The organism is Aeromonas sp. 102P (assembly GCF_051920345.1).
GTDB classification, from domain to species: Bacteria; Pseudomonadota; Gammaproteobacteria; order Enterobacterales; family Aeromonadaceae; genus Aeromonas; species Aeromonas veronii.
Window position 1 is genome coordinate 2693128 of sequence record NZ_JBQBCZ010000001.1, and the last position, 24394, is coordinate 2717521.

The 24394-nt window shown below is 58.6% G+C and carries 23 protein-coding genes and 1 other RNA gene; 15 read left to right on the top strand and 9 right to left on the bottom strand.

The window, feature by feature from the left end; genetic code table 11:
- Positions 1-9: 9 nt before the first annotated feature.
- From ACTG1K_RS12650 to ACTG1K_RS12680, 7 genes are all read left to right on the top strand, one after another.
- A complete protein-coding gene (locus ACTG1K_RS12650) occupies positions 10-1122 on the top strand; it encodes an enoyl-CoA hydratase/isomerase family protein (RefSeq protein WP_440005570.1) in 1113 nt (370 codons plus the stop codon).
- A gap of 51 nt (positions 1123-1173) precedes the next feature.
- On the top strand, positions 1174-2076 hold the full coding sequence (gene mmsB / locus ACTG1K_RS12655) for a 3-hydroxyisobutyrate dehydrogenase (RefSeq protein ID WP_270905411.1): 903 nt from the start codon (positions 1174-1176) through the stop codon (positions 2074-2076).
- Between the two features lie 51 nt (positions 2077-2127).
- On the top strand, positions 2128-2907 hold the full coding sequence (locus tag ACTG1K_RS12660; protein WP_110303159.1) for an SDR family oxidoreductase: 780 nt from the start codon (positions 2128-2130) through the stop codon (positions 2905-2907).
- Between the two features lie 358 nt (positions 2908-3265).
- Positions 3266-4702, top strand: coding sequence for an arginine-ornithine antiporter (gene arcD, locus ACTG1K_RS12665; RefSeq protein WP_005336921.1), 1437 nt, complete (start codon positions 3266-3268; stop codon positions 4700-4702).
- Positions 4703-4808: 106 nt separating this feature from the next.
- Positions 4809-5597, top strand: coding sequence for a sulfite exporter TauE/SafE family protein (locus ACTG1K_RS12670; protein WP_440005572.1), 789 nt, complete (start codon positions 4809-4811; stop codon positions 5595-5597).
- Between the two features lie 102 nt (positions 5598-5699).
- An RNA gene (gene ffs / locus ACTG1K_RS12675) (signal recognition particle sRNA small type) lies at positions 5700-5796 on the top strand.
- A gap of 84 nt (positions 5797-5880) precedes the next feature.
- Positions 5881-6282 (top strand): hypothetical protein, encoded by a 402-nt coding sequence (locus tag ACTG1K_RS12680; protein ID WP_440005574.1) that lies wholly within the window; start codon positions 5881-5883, stop codon positions 6280-6282.
- A 13-nt stretch (positions 6283-6295) separates the two neighbouring features.
- Here ACTG1K_RS12680 and ACTG1K_RS12685 read toward each other — a convergent pair whose 3' ends face one another.
- The 3 genes from ACTG1K_RS12685 to ACTG1K_RS12695 form a co-directional block, all read right to left on the bottom strand.
- On the bottom strand, positions 6296-7420 hold the full coding sequence (locus tag ACTG1K_RS12685) for an MFS transporter (RefSeq protein WP_440005576.1): 1125 nt from the start codon (positions 7418-7420) through the stop codon (positions 6296-6298).
- Positions 7421-7516: 96 nt separating this feature from the next.
- Positions 7517-7966 carry a cyclophilin-like fold protein gene (locus ACTG1K_RS12690; RefSeq protein ID WP_440005578.1) on the bottom strand — a complete coding sequence of 150 codons (450 nt, stop codon included), beginning with the start codon at positions 7964-7966 and terminating at the stop codon, positions 7517-7519.
- Between the two features lie 82 nt (positions 7967-8048).
- Positions 8049-9185 (bottom strand): alpha/beta hydrolase, encoded by a 1137-nt coding sequence (locus ACTG1K_RS12695; RefSeq protein WP_440005580.1) that lies wholly within the window; start codon positions 9183-9185, stop codon positions 8049-8051.
- A 209-nt stretch (positions 9186-9394) separates the two neighbouring features.
- On the opposite strand from ACTG1K_RS12695, the gene ACTG1K_RS12700 reads away from it, so the two are divergent.
- On the top strand, positions 9395-10279 hold the full coding sequence (locus tag ACTG1K_RS12700; protein WP_021230264.1) for a LysR family transcriptional regulator: 885 nt from the start codon (positions 9395-9397) through the stop codon (positions 10277-10279).
- A gap of 213 nt (positions 10280-10492) precedes the next feature.
- On the opposite strand, the gene ACTG1K_RS12705 is transcribed toward ACTG1K_RS12700, so the two are convergent.
- The 3 genes from ACTG1K_RS12705 to tnpA all read right to left on the bottom strand — a co-directional run bounded on the left by ACTG1K_RS12705 (position 10493) and on the right by tnpA (position 13414).
- Positions 10493-12319 carry an ATP-binding protein gene (locus tag ACTG1K_RS12705; protein WP_421353304.1) on the bottom strand — a complete coding sequence of 609 codons (1827 nt, stop codon included), beginning with the start codon at positions 12317-12319 and terminating at the stop codon, positions 10493-10495.
- Between the two features lie 8 nt (positions 12320-12327).
- Positions 12328-12819 (bottom strand): molybdopterin-dependent oxidoreductase, encoded by a 492-nt coding sequence (locus tag ACTG1K_RS12710; RefSeq protein ID WP_005351410.1) that lies wholly within the window; start codon positions 12817-12819, stop codon positions 12328-12330.
- 169 nt (positions 12820-12988) lie between these two features.
- Positions 12989-13414 carry an IS200/IS605 family transposase gene (gene tnpA / locus ACTG1K_RS12715; RefSeq protein ID WP_440005151.1) on the bottom strand — a complete coding sequence of 142 codons (426 nt, stop codon included), beginning with the start codon at positions 13412-13414 and terminating at the stop codon, positions 12989-12991.
- 51 nt (positions 13415-13465) lie between these two features.
- Here tnpA and ACTG1K_RS12720 point away from each other — a divergent pair, with 51 nt between their 5' ends.
- The 7 genes from ACTG1K_RS12720 (at position 13466) to ACTG1K_RS12750 (ending at position 21050) form a co-directional block, all read left to right on the top strand.
- Positions 13466-14638 carry an RNA-guided endonuclease TnpB family protein gene (locus ACTG1K_RS12720; RefSeq protein ID WP_440005582.1) on the top strand — a complete coding sequence of 391 codons (1173 nt, stop codon included), beginning with the start codon at positions 13466-13468 and terminating at the stop codon, positions 14636-14638.
- Positions 14639-14896: 258 nt separating this feature from the next.
- Entirely contained in the window at positions 14897-15247 is a 351-nt protein-coding gene (locus ACTG1K_RS12725; RefSeq protein ID WP_440005584.1) for an STAS domain-containing protein, read from the top strand.
- The gene (locus ACTG1K_RS12730) at positions 15244-15660 is read left to right on the top strand and encodes a hypothetical protein (protein ID WP_421311034.1); all 417 of its coding nucleotides are present in this window, start codon (positions 15244-15246) and stop codon (positions 15658-15660) included. Before ACTG1K_RS12725 ends, ACTG1K_RS12730 begins: the two co-directional genes overlap by 4 nt.
- Positions 15661-15678: 18 nt before the next feature.
- Positions 15679-17784 carry an SLBB domain-containing protein gene (locus ACTG1K_RS12735; protein WP_440005586.1) on the top strand — a complete coding sequence of 702 codons (2106 nt, stop codon included), beginning with the start codon at positions 15679-15681 and terminating at the stop codon, positions 17782-17784.
- Between the two features lies 1 nt (position 17785).
- The gene (locus tag ACTG1K_RS12740) at positions 17786-18454 is read left to right on the top strand and encodes a tyrosine-protein kinase family protein (protein WP_005360129.1); all 669 of its coding nucleotides are present in this window, start codon (positions 17786-17788) and stop codon (positions 18452-18454) included.
- Positions 18455-18477: 23 nt separating this feature from the next.
- Complete coding sequence (locus ACTG1K_RS12745; RefSeq protein WP_429190031.1) at positions 18478-19968, top strand: SpoIIE family protein phosphatase; 1491 nt, start codon at positions 18478-18480, stop codon at positions 19966-19968.
- A gap of 80 nt (positions 19969-20048) precedes the next feature.
- A complete protein-coding gene (locus tag ACTG1K_RS12750) occupies positions 20049-21050 on the top strand; it encodes a glycosyltransferase family 4 protein (RefSeq protein ID WP_139494263.1) in 1002 nt (333 codons plus the stop codon).
- Positions 21051-21341: 291 nt separating this feature from the next.
- Here ACTG1K_RS12750 and ACTG1K_RS12755 read toward each other — a convergent pair whose 3' ends face one another.
- Genes ACTG1K_RS12755 through ACTG1K_RS12765 form a run of 3 tightly spaced genes read right to left on the bottom strand, consistent with a single transcriptional unit; the run spans position 21342 to position 24323 of the window.
- Entirely contained in the window at positions 21342-21977 is a 636-nt protein-coding gene (locus ACTG1K_RS12755; protein WP_302247683.1) for a sugar transferase, read from the bottom strand.
- Positions 21974-23167, bottom strand: a complete 1194-nt coding sequence (locus ACTG1K_RS12760; RefSeq protein ID WP_440005590.1) for a glycosyltransferase family 2 protein — start codon at positions 23165-23167, stop codon at positions 21974-21976. Before ACTG1K_RS12760 ends, ACTG1K_RS12755 begins: the two co-directional genes overlap by 4 nt.
- A gap of 31 nt (positions 23168-23198) precedes the next feature.
- A complete protein-coding gene (locus tag ACTG1K_RS12765; RefSeq protein WP_440005592.1) occupies positions 23199-24323 on the bottom strand; it encodes a glycosyltransferase in 1125 nt (374 codons plus the stop codon).
- Between the last annotated feature and the right edge of the window lie 71 nt (positions 24324-24394).

The window sequence follows — 24394 nt, forward strand, 5'->3', positions numbered from 1 at the left end:
GAGCCGTTTATGAGTGAGCCGGTCAAGGTTAGCTGTTATCCCACCGAAGATGGCCATCAGATCGGGGTGTTGACCCTCGACAGCCCTGCGTCTCTCAACGCATTGAGCCTGCCGATGATCCAGATCCTGCAACAGACGCTGACCCGTTGGGAGCAGGATCCCGCCATCGTCTGTGTACTGCTGCAGGGGATGGGTGAGAAGGCATTTTGTGCCGGTGGCGATATCCGCTCCTTCTATTACCGCAAACAGGAGGCAAGCGGATCGGAACTGTTCGAGTATGCCCGCGACTTTTTCGAGCAGGAGTACCGGCTCGACCACCACATCCACTCTTACCGCAAGCCCCTGATCTGCGTGGCGGACGGTATCTGCATGGGGGGCGGCATTGGCCTGTTTGCCGGGGCCGCTTTTCGGGTTGTCACCGAAAGAAGCCTGTTTGCCATGCCGGAGGTGACCATTGGCCTCTACCCCGACGTGGGGGCGAGCTGGTTTTTAAGCCGGATGCCGGGGCGGCTCGGGCTCTGGCTCGGTCTGACTGGCGCCCGCTTTAATGGCGCAGATGCCCTTGGGGTGGGGTTGGCGGATCACGCCATCGCCAGTGGCGAGCGCAGTGCGCTGTTGTCACGCCTCGCCGTACTCGACTGGGCTGCTAGTGGTGATCCCCGTGAGCAGATCGATCAGTTGTTCAGGGGGTTGCACCGTGAGGTGGTGGCCCGCTTGCCTGCGCCTGTGCTGCTACCCCATCAACAGAGGATCGATACCCTGCTGGCGGGGCGCACGTTGCAAGGGGTATTGGCGCGGTTGTTCGATGCCCAGTTCGATGAACATGAAGCTGTGCTCCAGCAGGCGCAGCAGATTTGCCGCACCGGCAGCCCCATCAGCCGCGCCATTTTGTGGCGCCAATATTGGCAGGCTCGCCGCAACTCCTTGGCCGAAGTATTTGCCGAGGAGCTGACCCTCTCGGTCAACTGCGTGCTGAAGGGGGATTTTGTGGAAGGGGTACGGGCACTGCTGATCGACAAGGATAAAGATCCCCGCTGGCAACAGTGGCCACCGGAGGGGAAGTGGCTGGACGAGTTCTATCGCTGGCCGCAGGGGCGCAATCCGTTGGCCTGCAAGGAATAACATCTTGGCAACCGGCGGACGCCGCCATCAGCAACGCAAGGAGCAAGCGGGATGACAAGGATAGGGTTTATCGGGCTCGGCAACATGGGGGGGCCCATGGCGGCAAATCTGGCCAGGGCCGGGCACAGGGTGCAGGTGTTTGATCTGGTTGCCCAAAACATTGAGCGCGCCATCGCCGCTGGCTGCATCGCCACGGGGGATGCCCGTGAGGCGGTGACTGGCTGCGAGGTGGTGATCAGCATGTTGCCTGCGGGGGAACATGTTCGCGACCTTTGGTTGTCTGAGGGGCAGGATCTGCTGGCAGCCCTGCCGGTTGGTGCACTGGTGATCGACTGCTCCACTATCGATGTCGACTCTGCCCGTCAGGTCGGGGAGGCGGCCCGCGCCCGTGGTTTGCGCTTTATTGATGCCCCTGTCTCGGGCGGTGTCGCCGGTGCGGCCGCCGGGACGCTCACCTTTATCGTTGGCGGCGCCGCGGCAGATTTCGAGGCGGCAAAACCCTTGCTCGCCTGCATGGGGCAGAACCTGTTTCACGCCGGGACGCTGGGCGCCGGGCAGATCGCCAAGATGTGCAACAACATGCTGCTTGCGATCCATATGGCGGGCACTGCAGAGGCGCTGGCCCTCGGGGTGAAGGAGGGGCTGGATCCCGCCGTGCTCTCCACCATCATGGGCAAGAGCTCCGGCAACAACTGGAGTCTGGAGCGCTACAACCCCTGGCCCGGGGTGATGGAGAATGTCCCTGCCGCCCGCAACTATCAGGGGGGCTTTATGACCCGCCTGATGGTGAAAGATTTGGGGCTGGCCATGGCGCTGGCCGAGCATGGCCACAGTACGGTGCCCATGGGGGCGCTGGCACGTAACCTGTTCAACCTGCATGCCGCCCAGGGGCAGGGGAGCCGCGATTTCTCCAGCATCGTCGAACTCTATCTGGATAAACAGGATCCCGCCTGACGGGCACCTCTCTTCAAGGCATCTCCCCTCGACCAGCTACAAGGAGCATTGATGGATATCAAAGATAAGGTCATCGTTATTACCGGCGCTGGACGTGGCTTGGGACGGGCCATTGCGCTGGCCCTGAGCGCACAGGGGGCGACGCTGGCGCTGCTCGACATCAATCGCGCCGATCTGGAGGCGACCGCAGCCCTGGTGCGCAGTCAGAATGATCAGTGCGATCAAGATAGCCAGTGCGAGCTGTTTGTCTGCAATGTGGCGAGCGAAGCCGAGGTTGAGTCGGTTTTTGCTGGCATCAAGGAGCGTTTTGGTGTGCTGCACGGTCTTATCAACTGCGCCGGTATTTTGCGCGATGGCATGCTGATCAAGGTCAAAGAGAGTGAGCTGGTGGAGAAGATGACGCTGGCCCAGTGGCAGAGCGTGATTGACGTCAACCTCACAGGTACCTTCCTCTGCGGTCGCGAAGGGGCGGCACTGATGGCGCAAGGGGGTCAGGGGGGCGTTATCATCAACATCTCCTCCATTGCTCGCGCCGGCAATATCGGCCAGAGCAACTATGCCGCCAGCAAGGCAGGAGTGGCTTCGCTAGTGGTGACCTGGGCGCGGGAGCTGGCGCGCCATGGCATTCGGGTGATGGGGATTGCCCCCGGGGTGTTTGCCACCGACATGACGGCGGCGATGAAGCCGGAGGCGATGGCGCGGATGCAGCAGGCCATTCCGGTCGGCACCCTTGGCGAGGCGCAGCAGCTTGCCGAGACGGTGAGCTTTATTTTTGCCAACGACTATCTGTCGGGAAGGATGATAGAACTGGATGGCGGTTTGCGTTTATAGGGATTTACATAATGGGCCCCGGTGTTTCCACCGGTGCTTTTTTATGCAGATTATTTATACAGAGAGTGCCTGAATGGCGATGCATAGGAACCATGCGAGTCAGGTTGTGTTGGCAGAAAAATGAGAAATATCAATGGGTCTTGGTTAATTTGAGCCAGCTCACAGGCCATATGGGTCAGTGCTGTAAAATTGCGCGCGGTCAAGGCGGTGCATGATTGACGGGACGAGGGATTGCGGTCGGAATAGTCATGCAATATAGTTGCCGCCTTTTTCACGGGGTCAGGATTCCCAGCCCCTCCCATATTGCGCGCAGTATGAATACGGACGCTCTGCCGCCGCCTAAATAAACAGGATTGAAATGGACAAGAAACTAGGGCTGGGCGCCCTCATTTCGCTGGTGATCGGCTCCATGGTCGGCGCCGGGGTCTTCAGTCTGCCACAAAACATTGCTGCGCATGCCAGTGCCGGGGCGGTCGCCCTGGGTTGGGCCATCACCGGTCTTGGCATGATCTGTCTCGCGCTGGTCTATCAGAACCTCTCCATGCGCCGCCCCGATCTCGATGGCGGTATTTTCAGCTATGCCAAAGCCGGTTTCGGCGATTTCATCGGCTTCAACGCCGCCTGGGGTTACTGGCTCTGCCAACTGCTGGCCAACGTCTCTTACGCCATCGTGGTGTTCAGCGCCCTGAGCTACTTCTTCGATACGCCTGACAACGTCATCTTCGGTGACGGCAATACGCCGGTGGCCATCACGCTGGCCTCCATCCTGATCTGGTCGGTGCATGCGCTGGTGCTGCGCGGGGTACAGGTTGCTGCACTGGTGAATATCGTCACCACCATCGCCAAGATGGTGCCGCTCATCGTCTTCTGTGTCGCGATCCTGCTGGCCTTCAACATGGATACCTTCACTCTGGATATTTGGGGCCAGAACAACATGGAGCTGGGCTCCGTGATGGATCAGGTCAAGTCCACCATGAAGGTGACCCTCTGGGTCTTTATCGGGATTGAAGGGGCCGTGGTGGTCTCTGCCCGTGCCCGTCATCGCAAGGATGTGGGCCGTGCCACCGTGCTGGCGCTGCTCGGCGCCTTGACACTCTATGTGATGGTGACCCTGTTCTCGCTGGGTGTCATGAGCCAGCCGCAACTGGCGGCGCTCAAGAACCCTTCGACCGCCATGATCCTTGAAGCCGTAGTCGGCCCCTGGGGCGCCTGGCTTATCAACATCGGTCTGGTGGTGTCGGTGATGGGGGCGCTGCTCAGCTGGACCGTGCTGGCCGCTGAAGTGCCCTACATCGCGGGCAAGACCGGCGTCTTCCCGGGCTGGTTTGCCAAGGAGAACAAGAACGGCTCGCCGCAGGTGTCCCTCTGGTGCTCTACCTGTCTGGTGCAGATCTTCTTGATCATCATCTACTTTCAGAGCAGCACCTATTTGGCGCTGGTCAACATCGCAACCTCGGCGGCACTGGTGCCTTACGTCTTTTCGGGCGCTTATGGCCTGAAGCTGGCATTGAAAGGGGAGACCTATCAGGGTCAACCTCATCAGCGCAAGCGTGACCTGCTACTGGCCCTGGTGGCGACGGTTTACGGCTGCTGGCTGGTATACGCTGCCGGTGTGGAGTACCTGTTGCTGGTGGCGCTGCTCTATAGTCCGGGCATCTTCATCTACTGGAAGGCGCGTCAGCATCACGGTCTGCGCGGTCTTAACCGGCTGGAGCAGGGGATGACGGCGGCCCTGCTTGGCTGTGCCGTGCTGGCCTTCTACAAGGTGATGGACGGTACCATTCCGCTGCACTAACCGGCACAATGAAGAGATGGCCCTCGCGCCATCTCTTTTTTTTTCATGCAGATATCCACTGTTGCCCGGCCGTGTTGGCCAGTTTTTGTTTAACACAGGAATTTTTATGCTGTTTATGGGTTACCTCCTGCTGGGCGCCTTTGCCGGTATGCTGGCGGGACTGTTCGGGATCGGCGGCGGTCTTATCATTGTCCCCGTGCTGGTCATGACCTTTCGCGCCCAGGGCATCGACCCTGAAATCATTACCCATTTGGCCCTGGGCACTTCCCTTCCCACCATGATCTTTACCGGATTCAGCTCGCTTAGAGCGCACCAAGAAGCGGGCGCCGTCGACTGGGTGATGATCCGCAGATTGGGGGCTGGTATGTTGGTTGGTGCCTGGCTCGGTGGTATGACGGCCAATCTGCTCAGTGCCAGTACCCTCAATATCATCATCGGATGCTTCGCCTGGACTATGGCGCTGCAGATGGGGCTCAATCTCAAGCCCAAAGCGGAGCGCCATATGCCGGGGGCGCTCGGCACAGGCATCGCCGGTACCATCATTGGCTGGATGTCAGCGCTGTTTGGTATTGGCGGTGGCTCGCTGACCGTCCCTTATCTGAGCTGGAACTCGGTGCCGATGCGCAATGCGGTAGCGGCCTCTGCAGCTTGCAGCATGCCCATCGCGCTGGCGGGGAGCCTCAGCTACCTCTATGCGGGTTGGGGTCATGCCGATCTGCCCGAGTGGAGTGTGGGCTACATCTATCTGCCAGCGCTGCTCGGCATTGTGCTGACCAGTACCCAGTTCGCCCGCATTGGTGCCAAGCTGGCGCATCGCCTGTCACCAAAACGCCTCAAGCAGGCATTTGCTCTGCTGATGCTGCTGGTGGGGGCGAAATTTATGCTGTTTAGCTGATTCATTCGGCAGATTGTTGAAAAATAAGGCAAACGATCTGTTGGAGGGTAGAAAGCCGTTGCATTGAACGCCCAGTTTGCCTATTCTCCTCGCCGGTGGTCCTATTGGTCCTCTCGCATTGATAACCCGTCGACCTGGTCAGGACCGGAAGGTAGCAGCCAAGGCGGGGGACTCGAGTGCCGGGATGTGGCTGGTAGGGCCACCACTTGTTTCTGCAATTCAATAAGTTAGCTTTCTAAAGCCCTTGGTCATCCACTTTGTGTGGACGACGAGGAGCTCATCGATGAATCTCTGGCTCAGTCCCCACGGCATCTGGTATTACCGCAAAGTCACCACGCTCCCCTGTGGTCGTCGTAAAGAGATCAAAAAATCCCTGCATACCCGAGACAAGCCGACAGCCCGTGCAGCTGTTGCGAAGCGGCTTGCCTGTGTGCGTTCTAAAGCTAAGCCAGTTGTGCAACCCATAAGCGAGCCAGATAACCCTCAACCTCAGCCGAATATCAAGCCTGCTGTTCCGGCGGCCAAACCGCTTGCTCCGCTGTTGTCGGTCTCGTGTGACCGCTATCAAAAAGAGAAGGCCCTCTCCTGGGCACCGAAAGAGCTCAGCAACCAGAAGAACTACATCGGCTGCTTCATCAAGGCGCTGGGTGAAATTGCACTGTGCGATGGCGAATGGATTTGCTAACGGATGGGTCAACTTATTGGCCAAGCGTGACGGGCCTTAGTCGGCTGCCATTGCCGACCACCATGGAGGCGGCGGTCAGTAACAGGGCACTGCCCATAAAGGTGGCCCTGATAGAGAGGGAATCCAGTAACCACCCCCCCACGGCAGCCCCCAACGTGATCGCCAGCTGAATAGCTGCCACCATCAGGCCTCCACCGCTCTCGGGTGAATCTGAGATGCCCTGGGTGATCCAGGCTGACCAGGCGACCGGAATGGCGGAGTTAAGGGCGCCCCAGAGGATCAGCATCAGGGCCACACTCCAGAAGTGATGCTCCACCGCCAGCAGCGCCAGGGTGATAACGCCTAGCACCAGTGGCAACCAGCGCAGCATCCGGTAAAGATGACGGCGCAGCAGCATGCTTACCGCTGTGGTGCCGACAAAACCGGCCAGCCCCAAAGCCAGCAGCAGCGCCGAGAGTTGTGGCAGGTCGACCTGGGTGCGTGTCTCCAGGAAGGGGCGAAAATAGGTAAAGGCACTGAAGGCGCCGGCAAAGGTCAGCGTCACGCCCATGATGGCAATGGCGACGTTGGGTCTGCGCATCAGGCGAAATGCGCTGTGCGGGCGCGCTTGGGAGTGCATGGAAGGCAGGCAAAGTACCATCCACTGCAGGTTGATCACTACCAACGGTACCAGCAGCCAGAACACGCCTCGCCAGCCGATCAGTCCGCCAAGGTAGCTGCCAATGGGGGCCGCAAAGGCGGTCGCGACTGCATTGCCTGTATACATGATCCCCAGCGCTTTGGGGACGGATTGGCTGGAGACCAACCGCATGATGGTGGCGGTTGCCAGCGCCCAAAAACCGCCGATAACGATCCCGAGCAGAGCGCGTGCCACCATCAGCACGGTAAAGTTGGGGCTCAGGGCGATCACGATTAAAGAGGTCAGCATCACGACGACTAGCCCCATGAGCACATGACGTCGGTCCAGCCTGTGAGATAGAGGTGCGATCAGCAAACTGGTCGGGACGGCAAACAGGCCGGAGATGGCAATAGCAAGACCGGCCATGCCATTGCTGGCACCTAGATCGGTGGCGATCGGCGTCAGCAGGCTGACCGGCATAAATTCGGCGGCAATGAGCAGTGCCACACACAGGGACATGGCAGCAACCGCAGACCAGTGTTCGTTGACGACAGCGGGTGTATGTGATGATAACGATGTTACGTTCATGGCATGACCTGGAAGTGAAATATGGGCTTATTCGATTGCTTCGATCGTGATGCTGGCGGCCGAGGTTGTGCTCAGGTGGGAGAGACCCGATTCAATGCGCCCTAACTTAATCAGTCCGGTCGAATAGCCAAAGTCCCGATAGAAGATCGCCAGATTGCCCCACGGGGCGTAATAGGTGAGATCCCCCACGTTCGGGTCAATGCCTTTTGGGGCGCCCTGTGTGGTCAATTTGCGGGGCAGATAAGCAATCTTCTCGGTGTCGGCGTAATCCTCGAGGGGCAGTGTCAGGGGGAGCATGGCAAAAAAGTCCCGGGCGCTGTGACTATCTTCCAGGGTGGCCGTGATGATCTGGCTGGCTATCGTCATCTTGATGTTCATACTCTCTGCCTTGTTCTGAGCCTTAGCACTTGTAGCGGTTGCTGTGCTGGTCACCCCCAGCAACAGAGCCATCGCGCCAACAAACACTCCTCTGATCATTGAGCTTCTCCCTATGTGACGTGAATGGTGGCGTCGAAACCAGTGAGAAAACGCGGCGAAGAGGCCGCCGCGTTTTCGACGCTTACTTCATGTTGGTCTCGAAGAACTGCTCGAACTTGGCGAACGGGATCTTGCCAGCCTGGTTGTCATACAGGTCGACATGATTGGCGCCAGGCACAACGACCAGCTCTTTTTGCTTGCTGCCAACGGCCTTGAAGGCATCTTCGGCAAAGTAACGAGAGTGAGCCTGGTCACCGGTCACGATCAGGGTGGGAATGGATATTTCGCTTGCATAGCTCAGCAGCGGCATATTCATGAATGACAGCGGCATGGTAGTGGTCCAGGCCCCGTTGGAGTTGACAGAACGGGCATGGAAACCACGCGGTACACGGTAGTAATCGAAGAACTCCTTGAGTACCGGGTGCGGGTTTTCCGGCAGAACCTCTGGCAGGGTGCGGGCGGCAGCGGTGACATTTCCCTTGTCATCGACATAGAGGTCATGATTGCTATGGGCATAGGTGCCACTTTCCGCATCTTTCCAGCGTTGTTCATTCAGGTATGCCAGCACGGCGCGGCGATCGGCGGTGGAAAATCGATCCTTGCCATCGCCCACCCCATGCCCCATGGCCCGGCTCATGTCATACATCACGCTGGTTGCCACCGCCTTGATGCGGGTGTCGCCAGCGGCGGCATTGAGGGCCATGCCACCCCAGCCGCAAATCCCCAGTAGACCGATACGGTTGCGGTCGACCTCTTTTTGCAGGCCGAGAAAATCGACGGCGGCGCTGAAATCTTCGGTGTTGATGTCTGGCGAGGCCACATCACGCGGCTGGCCGCCACTCTCACCGGTGTAAGAGGGGTCAAACGCCAGCGTGACAAAACCACGCTCAGCCAGGGTCTGGGCATAGAGGCCGCTCGACTGCTCTTTTACGGCACCAAATGGGCCGCTCAGAGCAATGGCCGCCAGCTTGGCGTCTCCCCGGTTTTTCGGCAGATAGAGGTCAGCCACCAGAGTGATGCCGTAACGGTTCTTGAAGGTGACCTTGCGATGATCGACCTTGTCGCTTTGGGTGAAGGTCTTGTCCCATTGGGTGACCATGGAGACAGGTTCAGTGGGGTTGGTTGTTTGGGCATGACTCAATGTAGAGACGCCGGTTAATGCGGCGCCCAGCAGCAGGGTAGACGCGATAGCTGTCAGTTTCTTGGGGAGAACATTCATGGCAAAGTTCCTCGAAATCGGATTTCTGATGCGTGGTCCTGGTGGTGGAGGGCTGGTTTTGTGAACCACGACACACAGTCTAGTTAGAACGAATAGTGATGATTAGAGGCGGTTTTTTGATAACATTAATGCTTATTTGTTCTAAATTAAGACGTCTGACGCGCACCTGACTCAGGTCGTGGCGGACAGGAACATAGGGGGTGAACAAAATGACAGGCCGCGAGAATTACAACGATCTCCACGTCTTTATGCTGGTCGCTCGGGAAGGGAGTTTTACCAAGGCCGCAGCTAGGTTGGGGCTTGCCCAGTCCGGGGTCAGCCGAACGATTCGGGATCTCGAGGCCCGGCTCGGGGTGCAGCTTCTGATGCGCACCACCCGCAGCCTCTCCTTAACCCAAGCGGGTGAGCAGTTGTACCGCACGGCGCAGGGCTGTTTTCAGTCCCTTGATGCGGGTCTGGCCACGCTCGCCCACTATCGTGATACCCCTTCAGGCACGGTACGGATCAACGCCAGCCAACATGCCATCGACAAGGTGCTGCTTCCCAAGCTGACCATCTTCAGACAGCGTTATCCCGATATTCGGCTGGAACTCATCAGTGAAAGCCGCTTCGTGAACATCATCGATGAGCGCTTTGATGCTGGCGTGCGGCTGGGTGACGAGGTGGATGAGGGGATGGTGGCCGTGCGCATTACGCCCGATCTGGAGATGGTGATGGTAGCCACCCCAGATCATTTTCTTCAATACGGATTTCCCCAGGCGCCTGCTGATCTGGCGGGACATCCCTGTATCGCTTACCAATTTGCCGATGGCAGCCTCTATCAATGGGAACTGTGGCAAGAGGGGAAGGCGATTAAGCATCGACCACAGGGGCAGTGGGTCTTCTCTGACAGTTATATGGAGGCGGCTGCTGCCAAAATGGGGCTGGGACTGGCCTATGTGCCAGAGGAATTGGTGAGCGATGAACTTGAGCGCGGCATCTTAATCCAGGTATTGAAACCCTATAGTCACCGTTTGGCTGGTCTGTACCTCTATTATCCCCACCGGAATGTTTCACCCGCATTAAGAGTGGTTATTGATGCATTAAAAACATAAATATAGTCATTCACTCTGGTCTGGACGTTGTAGGGAGGGGATTACTAGGTCTGTACAGATCAAAAAATCCCTGCATACCCGAGACAAGCCGACGGCCCGTGCAGCTGTTGCGAAGCTGCTTGCCTGTGTGCATTCCAGACCCAAGCCCATTCAGTTGCCTGCAGAGGTCAATGTTGCCCCACATGAGCAATCAGTAGCCCGGAATCCGCGGTTTTATTGCTTGGTGACACGCATGGCTGCGTTGTATTTGAGCCGCCCATGGGAAATATGTCTGTTTATCTCGCTCAGTAGCGTCTCTTTATTGATGGGCTTGGTGATATATCCATTCATGCCATGGGAGAGATAGTATTGCTTGGATTCCGGCATCGCATCCGCCGTCAGGGCGATGATGGGGATATCTGCCCAAGGCATCTGGGAGGTGCGGATCCGGGTGGTGGCCACCAGGCCATCCATCACTGGCATCTGGACATCCATCAACACCAGATCAAATTCGGTGTGACCCAGTTTCTCCAGCGCCTCTTCTCCCTGAACGGCCAGTGTGACCTGATGGCCCACGGAGTCGAGCATGGCGCCGATCACCTTGCGGTTGGTGGCATTGTCATCAACCAGCAAGATGCGATAGCTCTCCTGATCCAGCGGCTTGGACGGCAGGCAAACAATCGAGGGGGTCGTGGCTCTGGCGGGCCAGATGTAGGTAAAAGTACTGCCATGTCCCTCGCTGCTTTCTACCGAGATATCGCCGCCCATCAGGCGTGCGAGGTTACGGGATATTTCAAGTCCCAGGCCCGATCCGCCATATTGGCGGGTGATCGAGACATCCGCCTGGGCGAAACGTTGAAACAGGTTTTTTAGCTGACTTTTGCTCATGCCGATCCCTGTGTCCTGGATCGAGATGCGTATCGAGTGGCGATCCTGATCCAACAGGGTGCTATCAACATGGATCTTTACTTCCCCCTGATGGGTGAACTTGATGGCATTGCTCACCAGGTTGAAGAGGATCTGGCGCACTCTCAGCGGGTCGATCATCAACCACTCCGGCGTATCGGGGGCAACAGTCAGGGTCAGTTTGATCCCTTTTGCATCGCAGTTGCTCTGCATCAAGGCCCGGATATCCTCCAGCAGCTGGGGCAAGTGATGGGGGGCCAGTTGTAGCTCGATCTTGCCCTCTTCCAGCTTGGATACATCCAGAATGTCGTTGAGCAGACCGAGCAGATGGTTTGCCGATTCCCGCGCCGTCTCCAGATAGTCTCGCTCCCTCGGATCCATATCCCGGTCGGCCAGCAGTGAGAGCATGCCGAGAATGCCATTCATGGGGGTGCGAATTTCATGGCTCATGTTGGCCAAAAAGCTGCTTTTGGCTCTTGTGCCGGCCTCTGCCGCCTGATTTGCCCGCAGCAGTTTGTCATTGAGCTGCTGCATCAGTTTGTGCTGCAGAAACGAGATATTCATTTGCCGCCAGATCAGCAGGGCGAGCACAAAGAGCAGCGCAAATTGCAGGGTTGCGATGAGTGTCGTCGTGATGATCTGCTCCCTCACGCTGTCGCGACGCGCCACATCAAACAGGGTCGCCTGCTGGTTCACCTCCAGAGTCAGCTGATGGAGCAGGGGGAGCAGGGAGGCAAGCTGTTGGCGCAGCTCCTGATGGGCAAGATTGTCGAGCGGCTTGGTGGCTTCCGGGCCGAGCCAGATATCCGCCAGAGAGATGTAGGATCGAATGGCTTTGCTTGCCTGTTGGTAGATCTCTGTTTGCTGAAGCAGGCTGCGATCCTTGCTCTCCAACACCAGATCCATGCGGCTGACCAGAATATCGTATCTGAGCTGGAAGGTCGGTTGCGACTCATGGAGCAGCGAGCTTTGAAAACGCAGCGCTTCGTTATAGAGCTGGAAATAGTTCCACATCACGTTGTCTTCGCCCTGGCTGGTACTGCGCTGCAGATCCTGAAATTGCCGGTACTGGATGGTACCAATACCGGCAAAGGCAAGGAGCAGCACACAAAGCACCACAAACAAGAAACGTTGACTGGCCGCCATGGAACGCATGATGGGATCTACTCCACTTTTATCGCGCTGATCTGCCAGATAGCCCGACCGTAATAGAGCTTGTTTTGCAGTTCGGGATATTGATCGAACGGATAGACAAGGAACAGCGGCCCTTTGTCACGCACCGACAGTGGCTTGCCATTGATCGTGCGGGCGAGGATGACCCGATACTGCTCGGCATCGCTTGTCGGCACCTGTACCGAGTAGTCATTGAGCGCGGTAATGGTGAGCTGTTTGCCGGTTGCCCCGACCTTGGCCAATACATCTTGCAGCAGCGGGCCGCGAAAAGTCTTGGCTTCGTCATACCAGGGGGTATGGGTTTTGATTTCGTGTACCGGCAGTTGATCCAGCATGGCGCTGTCCCACAGGGCCAGAGCCTGATGAGTGGGGCTGCTGATGGCGCCTTCAACCTTCAACACGGCGCTGTCAGGGGAGGGGGCTGCGTATGCTGTGCCGCAAAGGGCTGCCAACAGTGGTGCGATGTAAAGGCCTGCTTTCATGATCTCTCCTTCCTGGAAAATGGCGGCATGGGGGGCCGAGCCAACGGTGGCTTGTGAAGTGTGTCCAAAGGCAAGCAATAATCGGGCCCAGTCCAATGGGCTTGAATTATCAGCCATTTAGCAAATGCCCCGTAAACCCTCGCCCAATCGGGCGGGGATATAAGGGGAGCTAATCTGGTGTTTTCTGCGATGCCACATACGCCTTCAGCGTTTCGATAGTGGCCCCTCCTGCGCTACAGGCAAAGTAAGAGCGTGACCACAGCATCCCACTATTGCTCTGTTTCCGTAGATGCGTATTCAAAATCCGCACATGGCGGCTGCTGATTGACTTCAAATTGTTGACCAGCACGCTGATGGACAGCTTGGGCGGATAAGCAACGAGAAGATGAACGTGATCGGCTTCTCCATCCATCTCCAAAATCTCCACCTCCAACTTCTCGGCTGCGGACAAAAACGCGTGGCGCATCTGTTCGATCATGGTGCCGTCGAGCAGTTTGCGGCGGTACTTTGTGGTGAAGATTAAATGCACAACCAGCTTGCTGACGGAATGACGTTTGCGCAGATAGCCAGTGAAATCAATGTTGTGCTCACTCATTTGAAATGTCTCGAATTAAAGCATATAGTGCCTGAACTTTATCAGTGAGCAGTGACCGTGAAAAGAGCTACTAAAGTACGCCTTTACCCAACAAACGAACAGGCTGCATTTTTAAATGCCCAGTTCGGAGCTGTGCGGTTTGCGTACAACAAGGCTCTTCGTATTCAACGGCACATGTTCAAGCGCCGTGGTGTATCCCTGAAGCCCAAGCGTGACTTGAAACCGCTACTAGCGGTGGCAAAAAAATCGCGCAAATATGCCTGGCTCAAAGAGTACGATTCCCTCGCCTTGCAACAGGCAGTGATCAATCTGGACAAAGCATTTGCCAACTTTTTCAACCCTAAGCTCAAGGCTCGGATGCCGACTTTCAAGAGCAAACGGGGCAGGCAATCGAGCTACCACCCCAACGGGAAGGTACTGGCCGATGCTATCCAGCTACCGAAGATGACGCCGATCAAAGCAGTGCTCCACAGGGACATCAAAGGAACAATCTCTAGCATCACGATCAGCCGTGGCCCGACAGGGAAATACTACGCGTCAATTCTCAGTGATGATGGCTGCGAAGCGCCCGCCAAGCCGACACTCATCACAGATGTGACAGGCTGCGACATGGGGCTGTCTCACTATCTCATCGCGTCCAACGGCAAGAAGATCGACAACCCGCGTCACCTTATCAATGCCAGCCGCAATCTGCGGCGCAAGCAAAAATCGTTATCTCGCAAAAAAAGAGGCAGCGCCAACCGAGCGAAGGCACGGATACAGCTGGCCGCCCTGCACGAACGTGTAGCCAACGCCCGCGCCGATTTTCAGCACAAACTCTCCCGAACGATGGTTGACGAAAACCAAGCGGTCATCGTAGAGACATTGAAATCAGCGAACATGATGAAGAATCACAACCTAGCCAGAGCCATAGGAGATGCGGGCTGGCATGGATTTATCATGAAGCTGGAGTACAAAGCAGAGGCGCAGGGGAGACACGTGGTCAAGCTAGACCAATGGTTTGCCAGCTCGAAACTGTGCAGCTGCTGCGGGCACAAGATGCCTGAAATGCCATTGCATCAGCGCAGTTGGGCTTGCCCAGCATGTAATGCGGAGCATGACCGGGATATCAACGCGGCCATGAACATCCGACAGCAAGGCATATTGGAATTAAAAGCGGCGGGACACGTCGTTTCTACCCATGGAGGCCAGCGTAAATCTGCCAATTCGGCAGTAGCGGCCTAAGAAGTGGGAAGCCTCGCCGCTTGCGGCGGGGAGCAGTCACCCTGTTATCTGGCGATCTCGGCCAAGGTGAATTGCAGTTTGCAACGTGCGGGGGAGGTTAATTGCAATTTGGCAATCAAAACGAGGAGTGGGTGTCGGTGAATAAGGCACAAAGAGTATCATTTGGAGAACAAGTGCCGTGGCACTGCCCGGCATAACATTTGCAGCGTGCTGAATGCCGTGACAGCAAATAGTCTGAGAATCGACAAGGAGCTAGCGATGGAAAGCATGACTTACACCCTTAATGATATCCAGGTAGTGGTACTGGAAAACGAGTTTGACGCGATGGCCGTCAGTGAGCTCCGCCCGTTGTTTGAAACCCTTTCGACCCACCCGGGAGATATCCTGGCCGATATCAGCGATGTTCATTTTATCGACTCGTTGGGGATCGGAGCCTTGGTATTTCTCTATAAAAGATTGATTATGAACGGGCATCAGATGGCCCTTGTCTGTGGACCCGGTCAACCTCATGACCTGCTGGAGATGCTGCATATCGACCGGGTGATCCCCTGCCATGAGAGCATCAAGGCCTATATGCGCTCCCGTGGCATGATGGCCGCTGCATCATGAAACGCTTTGGTATCCTGCTCTCGTCCATTCTGCTGTCGGGTTGTGTGCAGTGGCCGCCACAGGGGTATGGCGGCATGGCCGAGGCAAGACCCACCCGTATTCCGGTCAATGAGGATGAACGGCGGGTCTGGTCTCGTTATGATGAGCGTCAGAAGGAACTCGACTTGCAGCTGATGGAATTAAAGCAAGCGAGTCTGCAGGGGTGTATGCCTGCCGAGTTGAAACGACTACAATCTCAACGTATTGATATCGAACGGGATATGCACGGACGGCTCTGGTCGGATGTAGCCTGGCGTCAGACCGTGCTGGCACAATCACTACAACAAGTACGTTTGCGGCTGCAACAGACAACAGCGGATGGCTGTCGTGCTGATTGGTCAGGGCTCCCCTTACGCCAATGGGGGCAGACGTAACAGACGAAAAGGATGTCTATGAAACGGGGCGCTCTCGAAGGATTGATCTGTGTTCTCTTGCTGTTGTTCACCTGCCCGTTACTGGCCTCCACCTTATTGGCTCCCGGTGATCGGTTGGCAATAGTGCAACCCGGTGAGCCTGCTTTTGATCAGCCTTTCCAGATCAACAAGCAGGGGGAGATTGCACTGCCTGAGGTCGGCAACGTCGTGGTGGGGGGAAAGACCCTGCAACAGGCGGATGAGCTGATCCGCACTGCCCTCAAACCTGTTTACAACAACCTCTCTCAATTGACCGTCACCTTGCTGGAGAAGCGGCTGCTGATCAGCGTGATGGGCTATGTCAAAAAACCCGGCAGTTATGATCTGGCGCCCGATGGCAACGTGCAGATGGCCCTCGATGCCGCTGGCGGTCTGGTGCCCGGTGCCCAGCTCAACAATATGCAGGTGCGGCGTGGCAGCACGGTCTCTAGCTTCGACTACAAGCGTTATCTCGATACCGGCGATGCCAGCGTGTTGCCGCCATTGCAATCCCTCGATGTGGTGTTCGTGCCCGCATCGCCTTTGATCGGCAACGTGCAGATCGATTTTGATGCGGCGACCCTGGCGGCAGGCGGGGATGGCGATACCGGCAAGGCGATCAAGGTATTTGGCGAGGTCAACAGCCCCGGCGCCTTCAGTTTCAAGATCGGCAACTCTATCGTGGATCTGCTGATGCGAGCCGGTGGGGTGACCCGCTTTGCCGGGGTGGAGCGGATCCGGGTGATCAATGGTGATGCCCCCGAACTGTTCGATCTCAAAGCCTATCTCGACTCCGGCAACAACAAGCTGCTCCCTAATCTGGCGCCGGGCGCCACCATCTTCGTGCCCAAGGATGAAGAGCAGATAAAACGGGGAGCGCGCACCATCTACATCATGGGCGAGGTGTTCAAACCCGGCGCCTATGAGGGGCGGGAAGGGGACTCCTTCCTCGATATTCTGGCCAATGCCGGCGGCCCGACCCGCTATGCCGAGAGTCGCCAGATCCGTTTGCTGCGCACCGATGGCACGATCGAATCCATCGACTTGCAGGCCTATACCGAAGGGATGCAAAAGGCGCTTCCCCAAGTCAAACCCGGTGATGCCATTTTTGTGCCGGAAAAGACCGATATCAACGAGAAGTCCTGGTTGAAAGTGGCACCCGGACGGGCGGTGATGGTGATGGGGGCGGTGCGGATCCCGGGCCGCTATGAATGGTCTGACGAAATGTCGTTGCTGGATCTGATCGCCCACGCCGGTGGCCCCAACGAGCGGGCCGATATCGCCAAGGTGCAGATCCTGACCGCCGAAGGGGGGCAGGCCACGCCGACCCTGTTTGATCTCGACAAGTTCCTTCATCAGGGCGGGGCGCTGGCCAGCCTGCCGAAGATCCGGGCCGGATTCACCATCATGATCCCCGAGCTGCCCACCGATCCCAGTGACAACAAGTCCCAGTGGGTGCGCCAGTCACCGGACAGTTCCATCTATATCTTCGGTCAGGTCGGGGCCCCCGGTCGCTATGCCTTCAATGAGCAGATGGGCTTTATCGACATCCTGTCGGCCGCCGATGGTCCGACTGCGGCGGCGGATCTGCGCAATGTGCGCATCGCCCATCGCAGTGGCAGCACGGCGCGGGTCAGCAAGCTCGATCTTGCCCTCTACTTTGAAACCGGCGATGAAACCTTGCTGCCCAAGGTGCTGCCCGGCGACTCCATCTACCTGCCGGAGAAGAATCGCCCCTGGCTCGATGAGCCCAAGGAGAACACCATTCGGGTGTTGGGGGCGATTGCCCGCCCGGGTCGCTACCGCTTTGACTCCTCCATGACCCTGCTGGATCTGCTGGCCGAGGCGGGGGGCCCGACCAGCAGCGCCTATATCAAGAAGATTGTGGTGATCAACATGGCCACCAGTGGTCAGGGGGATCAGGCCCGCAGCTTCGATCTCGACGGCTTTGCCAAAGAGCCCGACTTTAGCCAGTTGCCGGTGCTGCGTGCCGGGGACACCGTCTTTATCCCTGATAGCAAAAGCAGCAACTGGGCCATCTTCATGGATGGCATGCGCGACATTTTGACCACGATCTCGGTGGTGGCCCTGGTCGGGACGCTTTGATATGAGCATCCCCATTCAATATCTGGAGCTCGAATCCCTCTATGCGGCGACGGTCGCCCGGGGGATCCGCTCGCTGGCGGTCACCTCGTCGGAAGGGGGAGAGGGGGTGAGCTCCATCTGCGATGCGCTGGCAAGGCGCTCGGAGGCGGATGGGCTGCGCACCCTGCTGGTGGATCTCAATCTCTATCACCCCGGCCGCGCCACGGCGGTTGCCTGGGGGCCCAATGATGTGCCCGAGCCTGTGGCCACTGGTCGGTCGTTGTCGCTGCTCCCGGCGCCGGGCAAGGATCTGATGGCTTTTCGCAACAAGGATACCTTGCGCCAGCTGCTGGTTCGCTGGCTGGAGCATTACGATGTGGTGATCTTCGATACCTCGCCGCTCACCGCTCTCAATCGGGGCAATATTCCGGCCGATCAGGTGTGTGGGGCCTGTGAAGGGGCGCTGCTGGTGGTACTGGCGGGGGTGACCCCGACGACCGTGGTACAAAGTGCGGTGGATAAACTGACTCGTGCCGAGGCCAATCTGATTGGCGCTGTCTATAACGACAAACTCAACCCGGGGCTGGCCAGCGAGATCCTGCGCGAACTCAACCGGCTGCCCAGTAACCGGGTGACCGAATGGCTCAAGCGCTGGTGTCGGCGCAGCGCCTTGCTCAATTTCCGGATCTGATCGCCCGCTGATGGAGGCCCGATATGGATGACTGGTTGCGATCTGCTCCGGCAACCCTGCAGGCGGTGCGCGAACTGCGCAACCGGCTGGCACAGGGGCTCTCCCTGTTTCAGGTCTCCCCAAAGGATCAAGCCAACTGGCTGCTCTGTTTCAGTGAGCTGGCCACCAATAGCGTCAAGCACACAGCTCCTCCCGCGACCCGGCTCTGGCTCACGCTGAAAGAGGATGAAACGGGCTTGAGTCTGGTGCTGGAAGATGATGGCGGCCCGCAACCCGGTCTTGCCAGTGCGCCGTTACCCGATGAACTGCAGGAAGGGGGATACGGGCTGGCGCTGGTGCACCAGCTGTTTGCCGAGGTGCACTTCTCTCGCGACGGTGAGCGCAATCGCGTGACCCTTCGCCAGCAGGGCCCGGTCAACCAACTGCCGGTGCTCGCGGTGATCGACGATGACAAGGTGATGCGTGCCTTGCTCACCGCCTACCTTCATGAGCACTACCGGGTTGAAAGTTATGCCGACTCCCATGCCGCCCTGCTGGCGCTCGGAAAGCAGCCCCCCGCGCTGGTGCTCTCCGATATCGAGATGGAGGGGATCGATGGCTTTGGGCTGCGTCAGCAGTTGATGAAGGATCCCAAGATGAAGGGGGTGCCCTTTATCTTCCTGACCGGTCATCAGGATCAGTGGACCCAGAGTCGGGCGGGGGCGCTGGGGATCGATGACTTTCTGGTCAAACCCATCACCAAGCAGGACCTGTTGCTGGCGGTTTCGCGGGTGCTGCAACGCTCGGAGCAGCTCAAGTCGCAATGGGGCGAGCAGCTGGATCAGCGCATGACCTCGGCGCTGCGCCCGTTATTGCCCGCCACCTCCATAGGGGGATACCAGCTGGCGTTGCAAACCCGCGCGGCTACAGTGGGGGGCGGGGACTTTCTGCTGGTCAAGGATCGGGTGCTGTGGCTCGGGGATGTGATGGGCCACGATGCGGAAGCCAAGTTCTTTGCCCATGCCTATGCCGGTTATCTGCGCGGCTTGCTGACCGCCCACGATCTGGAGCGCGCCCCCGCCCGCTTGCTGACCATCTTGTCCAATGCGGTTCACAGTGATCCGCTCCTTGGGGCTACCCTGCTCACCACCCTCTGCATTGAACTCGGCAACGAGGGGCGAGTGCAGTGGGCCAGCGCGGGTCACCCTGCGCCCTGGCTGGTCGGGCCCGGCACCATCCGTCAGGTCGGCGTGACCGGCCCCTTGCCCGGTTTGCGCCCGGATCCCCACTTCGTGACCAATGAGCGTCAGCTCAAGCCCGGCGAGATCCTGCTGTTCTGGACCGACGGCCTGCTCGATAGCCGTGATGCCGCAGAGCGCCAGCGCTGGGAGTCGCAGCTAAAAGAGATCTGCCTGACCTCGGGGCCCGGTCTTGAGCAACTGGCTCATCGCATTGCCCGCTGGTTTGATGAGCGCATCAATGATGCCGCCCTCGATGACATGACCCTCCTGCTGGTCGCCTGTCCCGGCGCCTGATCCAGCCCCTCTTTGCCTGACTGGCCCGCTCTATGCAGCGCCTCATTTCTGGTGGCATGGAGCCACGGGAGGAGGTGCCTATGTTACCCATGCAGCAGATCTGGCTGGCCATCGATGCGCGTCAGGTCGGTGGAATAGAAGTTCACATTATCCATCTCGCCAACGATCTGCTGGCCAGGGGATTTCGCCCCACCATAGTGCTGGTGAGCAACCATGGCATGACCCCCTTTACGACCCTGCTCAAACAACAGGGCTTGCCCTACGAGGTGTGCCAAAACAGCCGCGATTTTATGCGCCGTCTGGCCCGCCAGCCGGCTTCTGTGCTGATCCATACCCACGGCTACAAGGCCGGGGTGCTGGGGCGACTGACGGCCTGGTTCACCGGCAAATCGGTGGTTTCGACCTTTCACAGCGGGGATGACGGGGAAGGTTTGCTGAAGTTTTACAGCTGGCTGGATCGCACCACAGCGCGTTTTGCGAAGTGTATTGCAGTAAGCGAGCCCATCGCTCGCAAATTGCCTGTGCCAAGCACGGTGATCAGCAACTTTGTCCCCATGCCTGCGACACCGGCATCGGTAACTGGCAACCGGATTGCCTTTGTCGGCCGCCTCTCGCCGGAAAAGGGGCCGGAGGCGTTCTGCCAGCTGGCCGCCTTCTGCCCGGAGGGGGCGTTTCATCTCTACGGGGATGGCCCCATGAAAAGTGCCTTGTTGCAGCAGTATGGTGATCGCGTCCAGCTTCATGGTTTCCAGAACATGGCCAATGAGTGGCACAACATCGACCTGCTCTGCATCACCTCCCGCTTTGAAGGGTTGCCGCTGGTGGCCCTGGAGGCGATGGCTCACGGCATACCTGTCTGTACCTTTGCGGTGGGGGGCCTGGTCAATCTGATCGACCATAAATCCAATGGCTGGTTGGTGGAGCCCGGCCATGTGCGGGATATGGCGGAGCTGGTCAACTACTGGCTGCGCAGCGATGGGGTGGTGCGCAGCAAAATGAGTCAGGCGGCGCGCAACACCATAGCCCGCGGGTACAGCGTCAACAACAGGGTGACCGATATTCTGGCCGTCTACGGCGCCTGAATCACGGAGAAACCTGTCAAAACGAGTGGCCGCTGGCTACTCGTTTTTTTATGTGCCGGTGTTAGAGGTAGCAGGAGGCGGATTGCTTCGGTGATCACGCAACGCTTGGGTTTCTGCTGTTGGTCAAACAAGCATCAGGCCTTTGGATGGATGGGGCCAGATGATGACGATCAGATCGCTGGCTTCTCAGTGATCACCGCGGACGTGCCACAACGATGCGCCATAAAAAAGGCCATTGCAGTGGCAATGGCCTGAGGGTCTCGAGGTGTGGTTGAGGTTGGTGCGGCGGGATTAGCGCCCCTTCTTGCCAACCATGATGGCAATCGTCTTGCCGATGATATGCATATCCTGCACCAGCCAGCGCCAGGGGTGGAGCAGGGCAATCGAGTAGGCCAGATCGAACGCCAGCTTGCTGCGCACATCATCAAGCGACTCGTCGTAACCCTGATTGACCTGCGCCAGACCGGTAATGCCGGGGGCCACTTCATAGGTGCGTTCGATAAAGTACGGCACCGCATCTTCCAGCCGGTTGGCGATCCCGGGTCGCTCCGGACGGGGGCCGATCAGCGACATCTCCCCCTTGAGCACATTGATAAACTGCGGCAGCTCATCGAGCCGGGTTTTGCGCAGGAAGTCGCCGCTGCGGGTGATCCGGCTGTCCCCCTTGCCACACCAGACCGGCCCGGTGGCCGCCTCGGCGTCGGCGCGCATGGTGCGAAACTTGATCATGAAAAAGAGCTCGGTATGGGTGGCATGGCTGCGCCCGATCCGCAGCTGACGAAAGAACACAGGCCCCGGGCTATCGAGCCGGATGGCCAGCATGATCAGCGGCCACAGTGGCAGCGTCAGCAGCAGGCCAAGAGTGGCACCGAGCAGATCCATGCTGCGTTTGACCACCAGGGTCAATCTTGGAATGGGGTGTGTCATAAGGCTTTCTCCTGTGACATGAAACGTATGGGGGCGCGCAGGCAGTAGCGCAGGGTGCCCATGCCGTTGTACCAGTGTCCGAGTACCAGATAGTGGATCTTGCGAAACAGATTGGGCCAGGGGTGCACAGGGGTCAGCTGGATCAGGATGACCAGCAGATACCCCAGCAGTTGCAGCCCCAGCAGCAGCTGAAACAGCAGGGATTGGGTGGCCAGCGGGATGGCGCAGAGCCACAGCAGGGTCAGGCAGAGCGGCATCAACACCCGCAGCCCCTTGCCACTGGCAAAGTTGAAGGCAACCCAGCCAAACTTGGGGTGCAGCAGGGGCAGCAACCGCAGCAGCTGCTGGGTGTTGCCGGCCCCGATCCTCTTGCGCCGTGTCGCTTCCAGCGCGGCATCGGAAATTTCCAGCTCCAGTGCGGCACAGCGATTGTCATAGACAGCCCGATACCCCTTGGCGATGGCCTGCATCGGCAGGATGAAATCGTCGTTGATGGTATCGGCGGCCAGCGGGGTGAGGCACTCCCGGCGCATCATGTAAAAGGCCCCGTGGGCACCCAGCATGCCGCCAAGGGCCGATTCGCAGAGCTTGATCTGGCTTTGATAGTGCCAGTAACTCTCCTCGCCCTGAGAGCCCGGTTGCCAGAAGCGGTACGCTTCCCCGACCACCCCTACCTTGGGATCGGCAAAATGGGCGACCGCCAGCAGCAGGCTGTCGATGGGCAGCAGGGCCGAGACATCGGTGAGGGCCACCAGATCGCTGTGCACCCGGGTCATGGCCTCGTTGAGCACGGCGACCTTGCCGCGATTGCGGGGGTGATCAAACAGCCTGATCTGCAACTGCTGCAGGGCGGGATCACCGAGCTGGCTCAGCGCAATGGGGTAACTGTTGTCGCTGCAGCCGTCGAAATGCACATGCACCCACAGCTTGTCGGCGGGGTAATCGAGGCTGGCGAGGTTTTGCAGCTTGGCCGCGATGGTCGCCGCCTCGTTGTAGACCGGCATCAGCAAAGTGATGGTCGGCAGCGCCTCATCGGTGGCATCTGTTTTGAACCCTCGATCCAGAGGGCGCGGTGGATTGGCTACCTTGCGTGCCTGCCGACCACCAAATTTGAGCAGCAGGGGATAGCCGACATGGTGGTAGACCACCAGTACAGCGCACAGCCAGAACACGATCATGATCCATTCCATGGGATGCTCCTCTGGTCATCGGGTCGCTTGATCAGCGGCTGTAAAGCTGCTGATAGGCCTGAGCCATCCGGCTCAAGCTGCTTTGCTGGCACACAAACTCACGGGTGACGGCACGCAGGCTATGGCACTGCAGCAACCCTTGTGCCAGAAGCTGGGCAAGGCGGTCGGGATCCCGCTCCGACAGGATATGGCCGCTGTCCTGACAGACGATCTCTCTGGCCGCCCCCACGTCGCTCATCACCACCGGTACCCCGCACGCCTGTGCTTCTAGCACGCAGAGCGGCATCCCCTCTGCCAGCGAGGGGAGGCAGAAGAGATCCAGCCCCTGATAGAAGCGCGGCATGTTTTCGACCAGCCCCAAAAAATGGACCCGATGGGCGATCCCCAGTTGCTGACACTGTTGTTGCAACGCATTTTGCAAACTGCCGACCCCTGCCAACGCAAGATGCACCTCTTCCGGCAGGGTGCGGATCGCCTCCAGCAGCAAGGCATGCCCCTTGACCGACTCAAGGCGGGCGGCGCAGCCAATCAGTTTGACCCTTTGTGGCAGCCCCATCTCCTGACGGGCGAGGGCGGCGGCGCCCGGGGCAAAGCGCTGCTCATCGATGCCGTTGGGGATCACGGTTGGCGACAGCTGGCCCAGCTTGGCCAGCAGCTGGTTGGCCACCGGCATGGCATCGGCCACCAGAGTGGGTTTGAAGGCGCGCAGCCCCCACAGGGCCAGCGTGCGCTGATGGGGATCATCGAGATACCAGGCATCGTGTTCTGTGTGTACCAGGGTGGGCACCCGGGCCAGCCGACTGGCGAGGCCGCCATAGAGCATGGGCCCCAGATGGTGGGTATGTACCGCGACGGGCTTGAGTTGGCGCAGCAGTCGGGTGAGCCGCCAGAGGGTTGCCAGCGACCAGCCTGCGGGCTTTTCCAGACAGTGAATATTGCCAGCAAAGGGATGCAGGGCGGGCCATGCCCTTAACACATCCCCTTTGCGCCCTTCGAGGGAGATGATATGCACTGGCTGCTCGGCCGGGCTCGCCTGCGTGAGGTTGAGCACCATGGTCTCCAGCCCGCCGGGCTGCAGGTGCTGCACTATTTGAACGATTTGAACGATGGCGCTCCCGCGGGGATGGGGTTTGTGCGACGGGGTTGATGACAACATGGTTCGCGCTCCGGCAAGGGAAGGGGTGGCACCCCGGATAGCGGGAGAATGCGAATCTTGTACCACTCTTG

Coding starts and splice junctions, on each gene's coding strand:
- ACTG1K_RS12700 (WP_021230264.1), top strand. CDS start 9,395: ATGACAGGCCGCGAGAATTACAACGATCTCCACGTCTTTATGCTGGTC.
- ACTG1K_RS12730 (WP_421311034.1), top strand. CDS start 15,244: ATGAAACGCTTTGGTATCCTGCTCTCGTCCATTCTGCTGTCGGGTTGT.
- ACTG1K_RS12755 (WP_302247683.1), bottom strand. CDS start 21,977: ATGACACACCCCATTCCAAGATTGACCCTGGTGGTCAAACGCAGCATG.
- ACTG1K_RS12680 (WP_440005574.1), top strand. CDS start 5,881: ATGAATCTCTGGCTCAGTCCCCACGGCATCTGGTATTACCGCAAAGTC.
- ACTG1K_RS12750 (WP_139494263.1), top strand. CDS start 20,049: ATGTTACCCATGCAGCAGATCTGGCTGGCCATCGATGCGCGTCAGGTC.
- ACTG1K_RS12660 (WP_110303159.1), top strand. CDS start 2,128: ATGGATATCAAAGATAAGGTCATCGTTATTACCGGCGCTGGACGTGGC.
- mmsB (WP_270905411.1), top strand. CDS start 1,174: ATGACAAGGATAGGGTTTATCGGGCTCGGCAACATGGGGGGGCCCATG.
- tnpA (WP_440005151.1), bottom strand. CDS start 13,414: ATGAGTGAGCACAACATTGATTTCACTGGCTATCTGCGCAAACGTCAT.
- ACTG1K_RS12685 (WP_440005576.1), bottom strand. CDS start 7,420: ATGTCCCTGTGTGTGGCACTGCTCATTGCCGCCGAATTTATGCCGGTC.
- ACTG1K_RS12705 (WP_421353304.1), bottom strand. CDS start 12,319: ATGCGTTCCATGGCGGCCAGTCAACGTTTCTTGTTTGTGGTGCTTTGT.
- arcD (WP_005336921.1), top strand. CDS start 3,266: ATGGACAAGAAACTAGGGCTGGGCGCCCTCATTTCGCTGGTGATCGGC.
- ACTG1K_RS12695 (WP_440005580.1), bottom strand. CDS start 9,185: ATGAATGTTCTCCCCAAGAAACTGACAGCTATCGCGTCTACCCTGCTG.
- ACTG1K_RS12710 (WP_005351410.1), bottom strand. CDS start 12,819: ATGAAAGCAGGCCTTTACATCGCACCACTGTTGGCAGCCCTTTGCGGC.
- ACTG1K_RS12760 (WP_440005590.1), bottom strand. CDS start 23,167: ATGGAATGGATCATGATCGTGTTCTGGCTGTGCGCTGTACTGGTGGTC.
- ACTG1K_RS12690 (WP_440005578.1), bottom strand. CDS start 7,966: ATGATCAGAGGAGTGTTTGTTGGCGCGATGGCTCTGTTGCTGGGGGTG.
- ACTG1K_RS12745 (WP_429190031.1), top strand. CDS start 18,478: ATGGATGACTGGTTGCGATCTGCTCCGGCAACCCTGCAGGCGGTGCGC.
- ACTG1K_RS12765 (WP_440005592.1), bottom strand. CDS start 24,323: ATGTTGTCATCAACCCCGTCGCACAAACCCCATCCCCGCGGGAGCGCC.
- ACTG1K_RS12650 (WP_440005570.1), top strand. CDS start 10: ATGAGTGAGCCGGTCAAGGTTAGCTGTTATCCCACCGAAGATGGCCAT.
- ACTG1K_RS12725 (WP_440005584.1), top strand. CDS start 14,897: ATGGAAAGCATGACTTACACCCTTAATGATATCCAGGTAGTGGTACTG.
- ACTG1K_RS12735 (WP_440005586.1), top strand. CDS start 15,679: ATGAAACGGGGCGCTCTCGAAGGATTGATCTGTGTTCTCTTGCTGTTG.
- ACTG1K_RS12670 (WP_440005572.1), top strand. CDS start 4,809: ATGCTGTTTATGGGTTACCTCCTGCTGGGCGCCTTTGCCGGTATGCTG.
- ACTG1K_RS12740 (WP_005360129.1), top strand. CDS start 17,786: ATGAGCATCCCCATTCAATATCTGGAGCTCGAATCCCTCTATGCGGCG.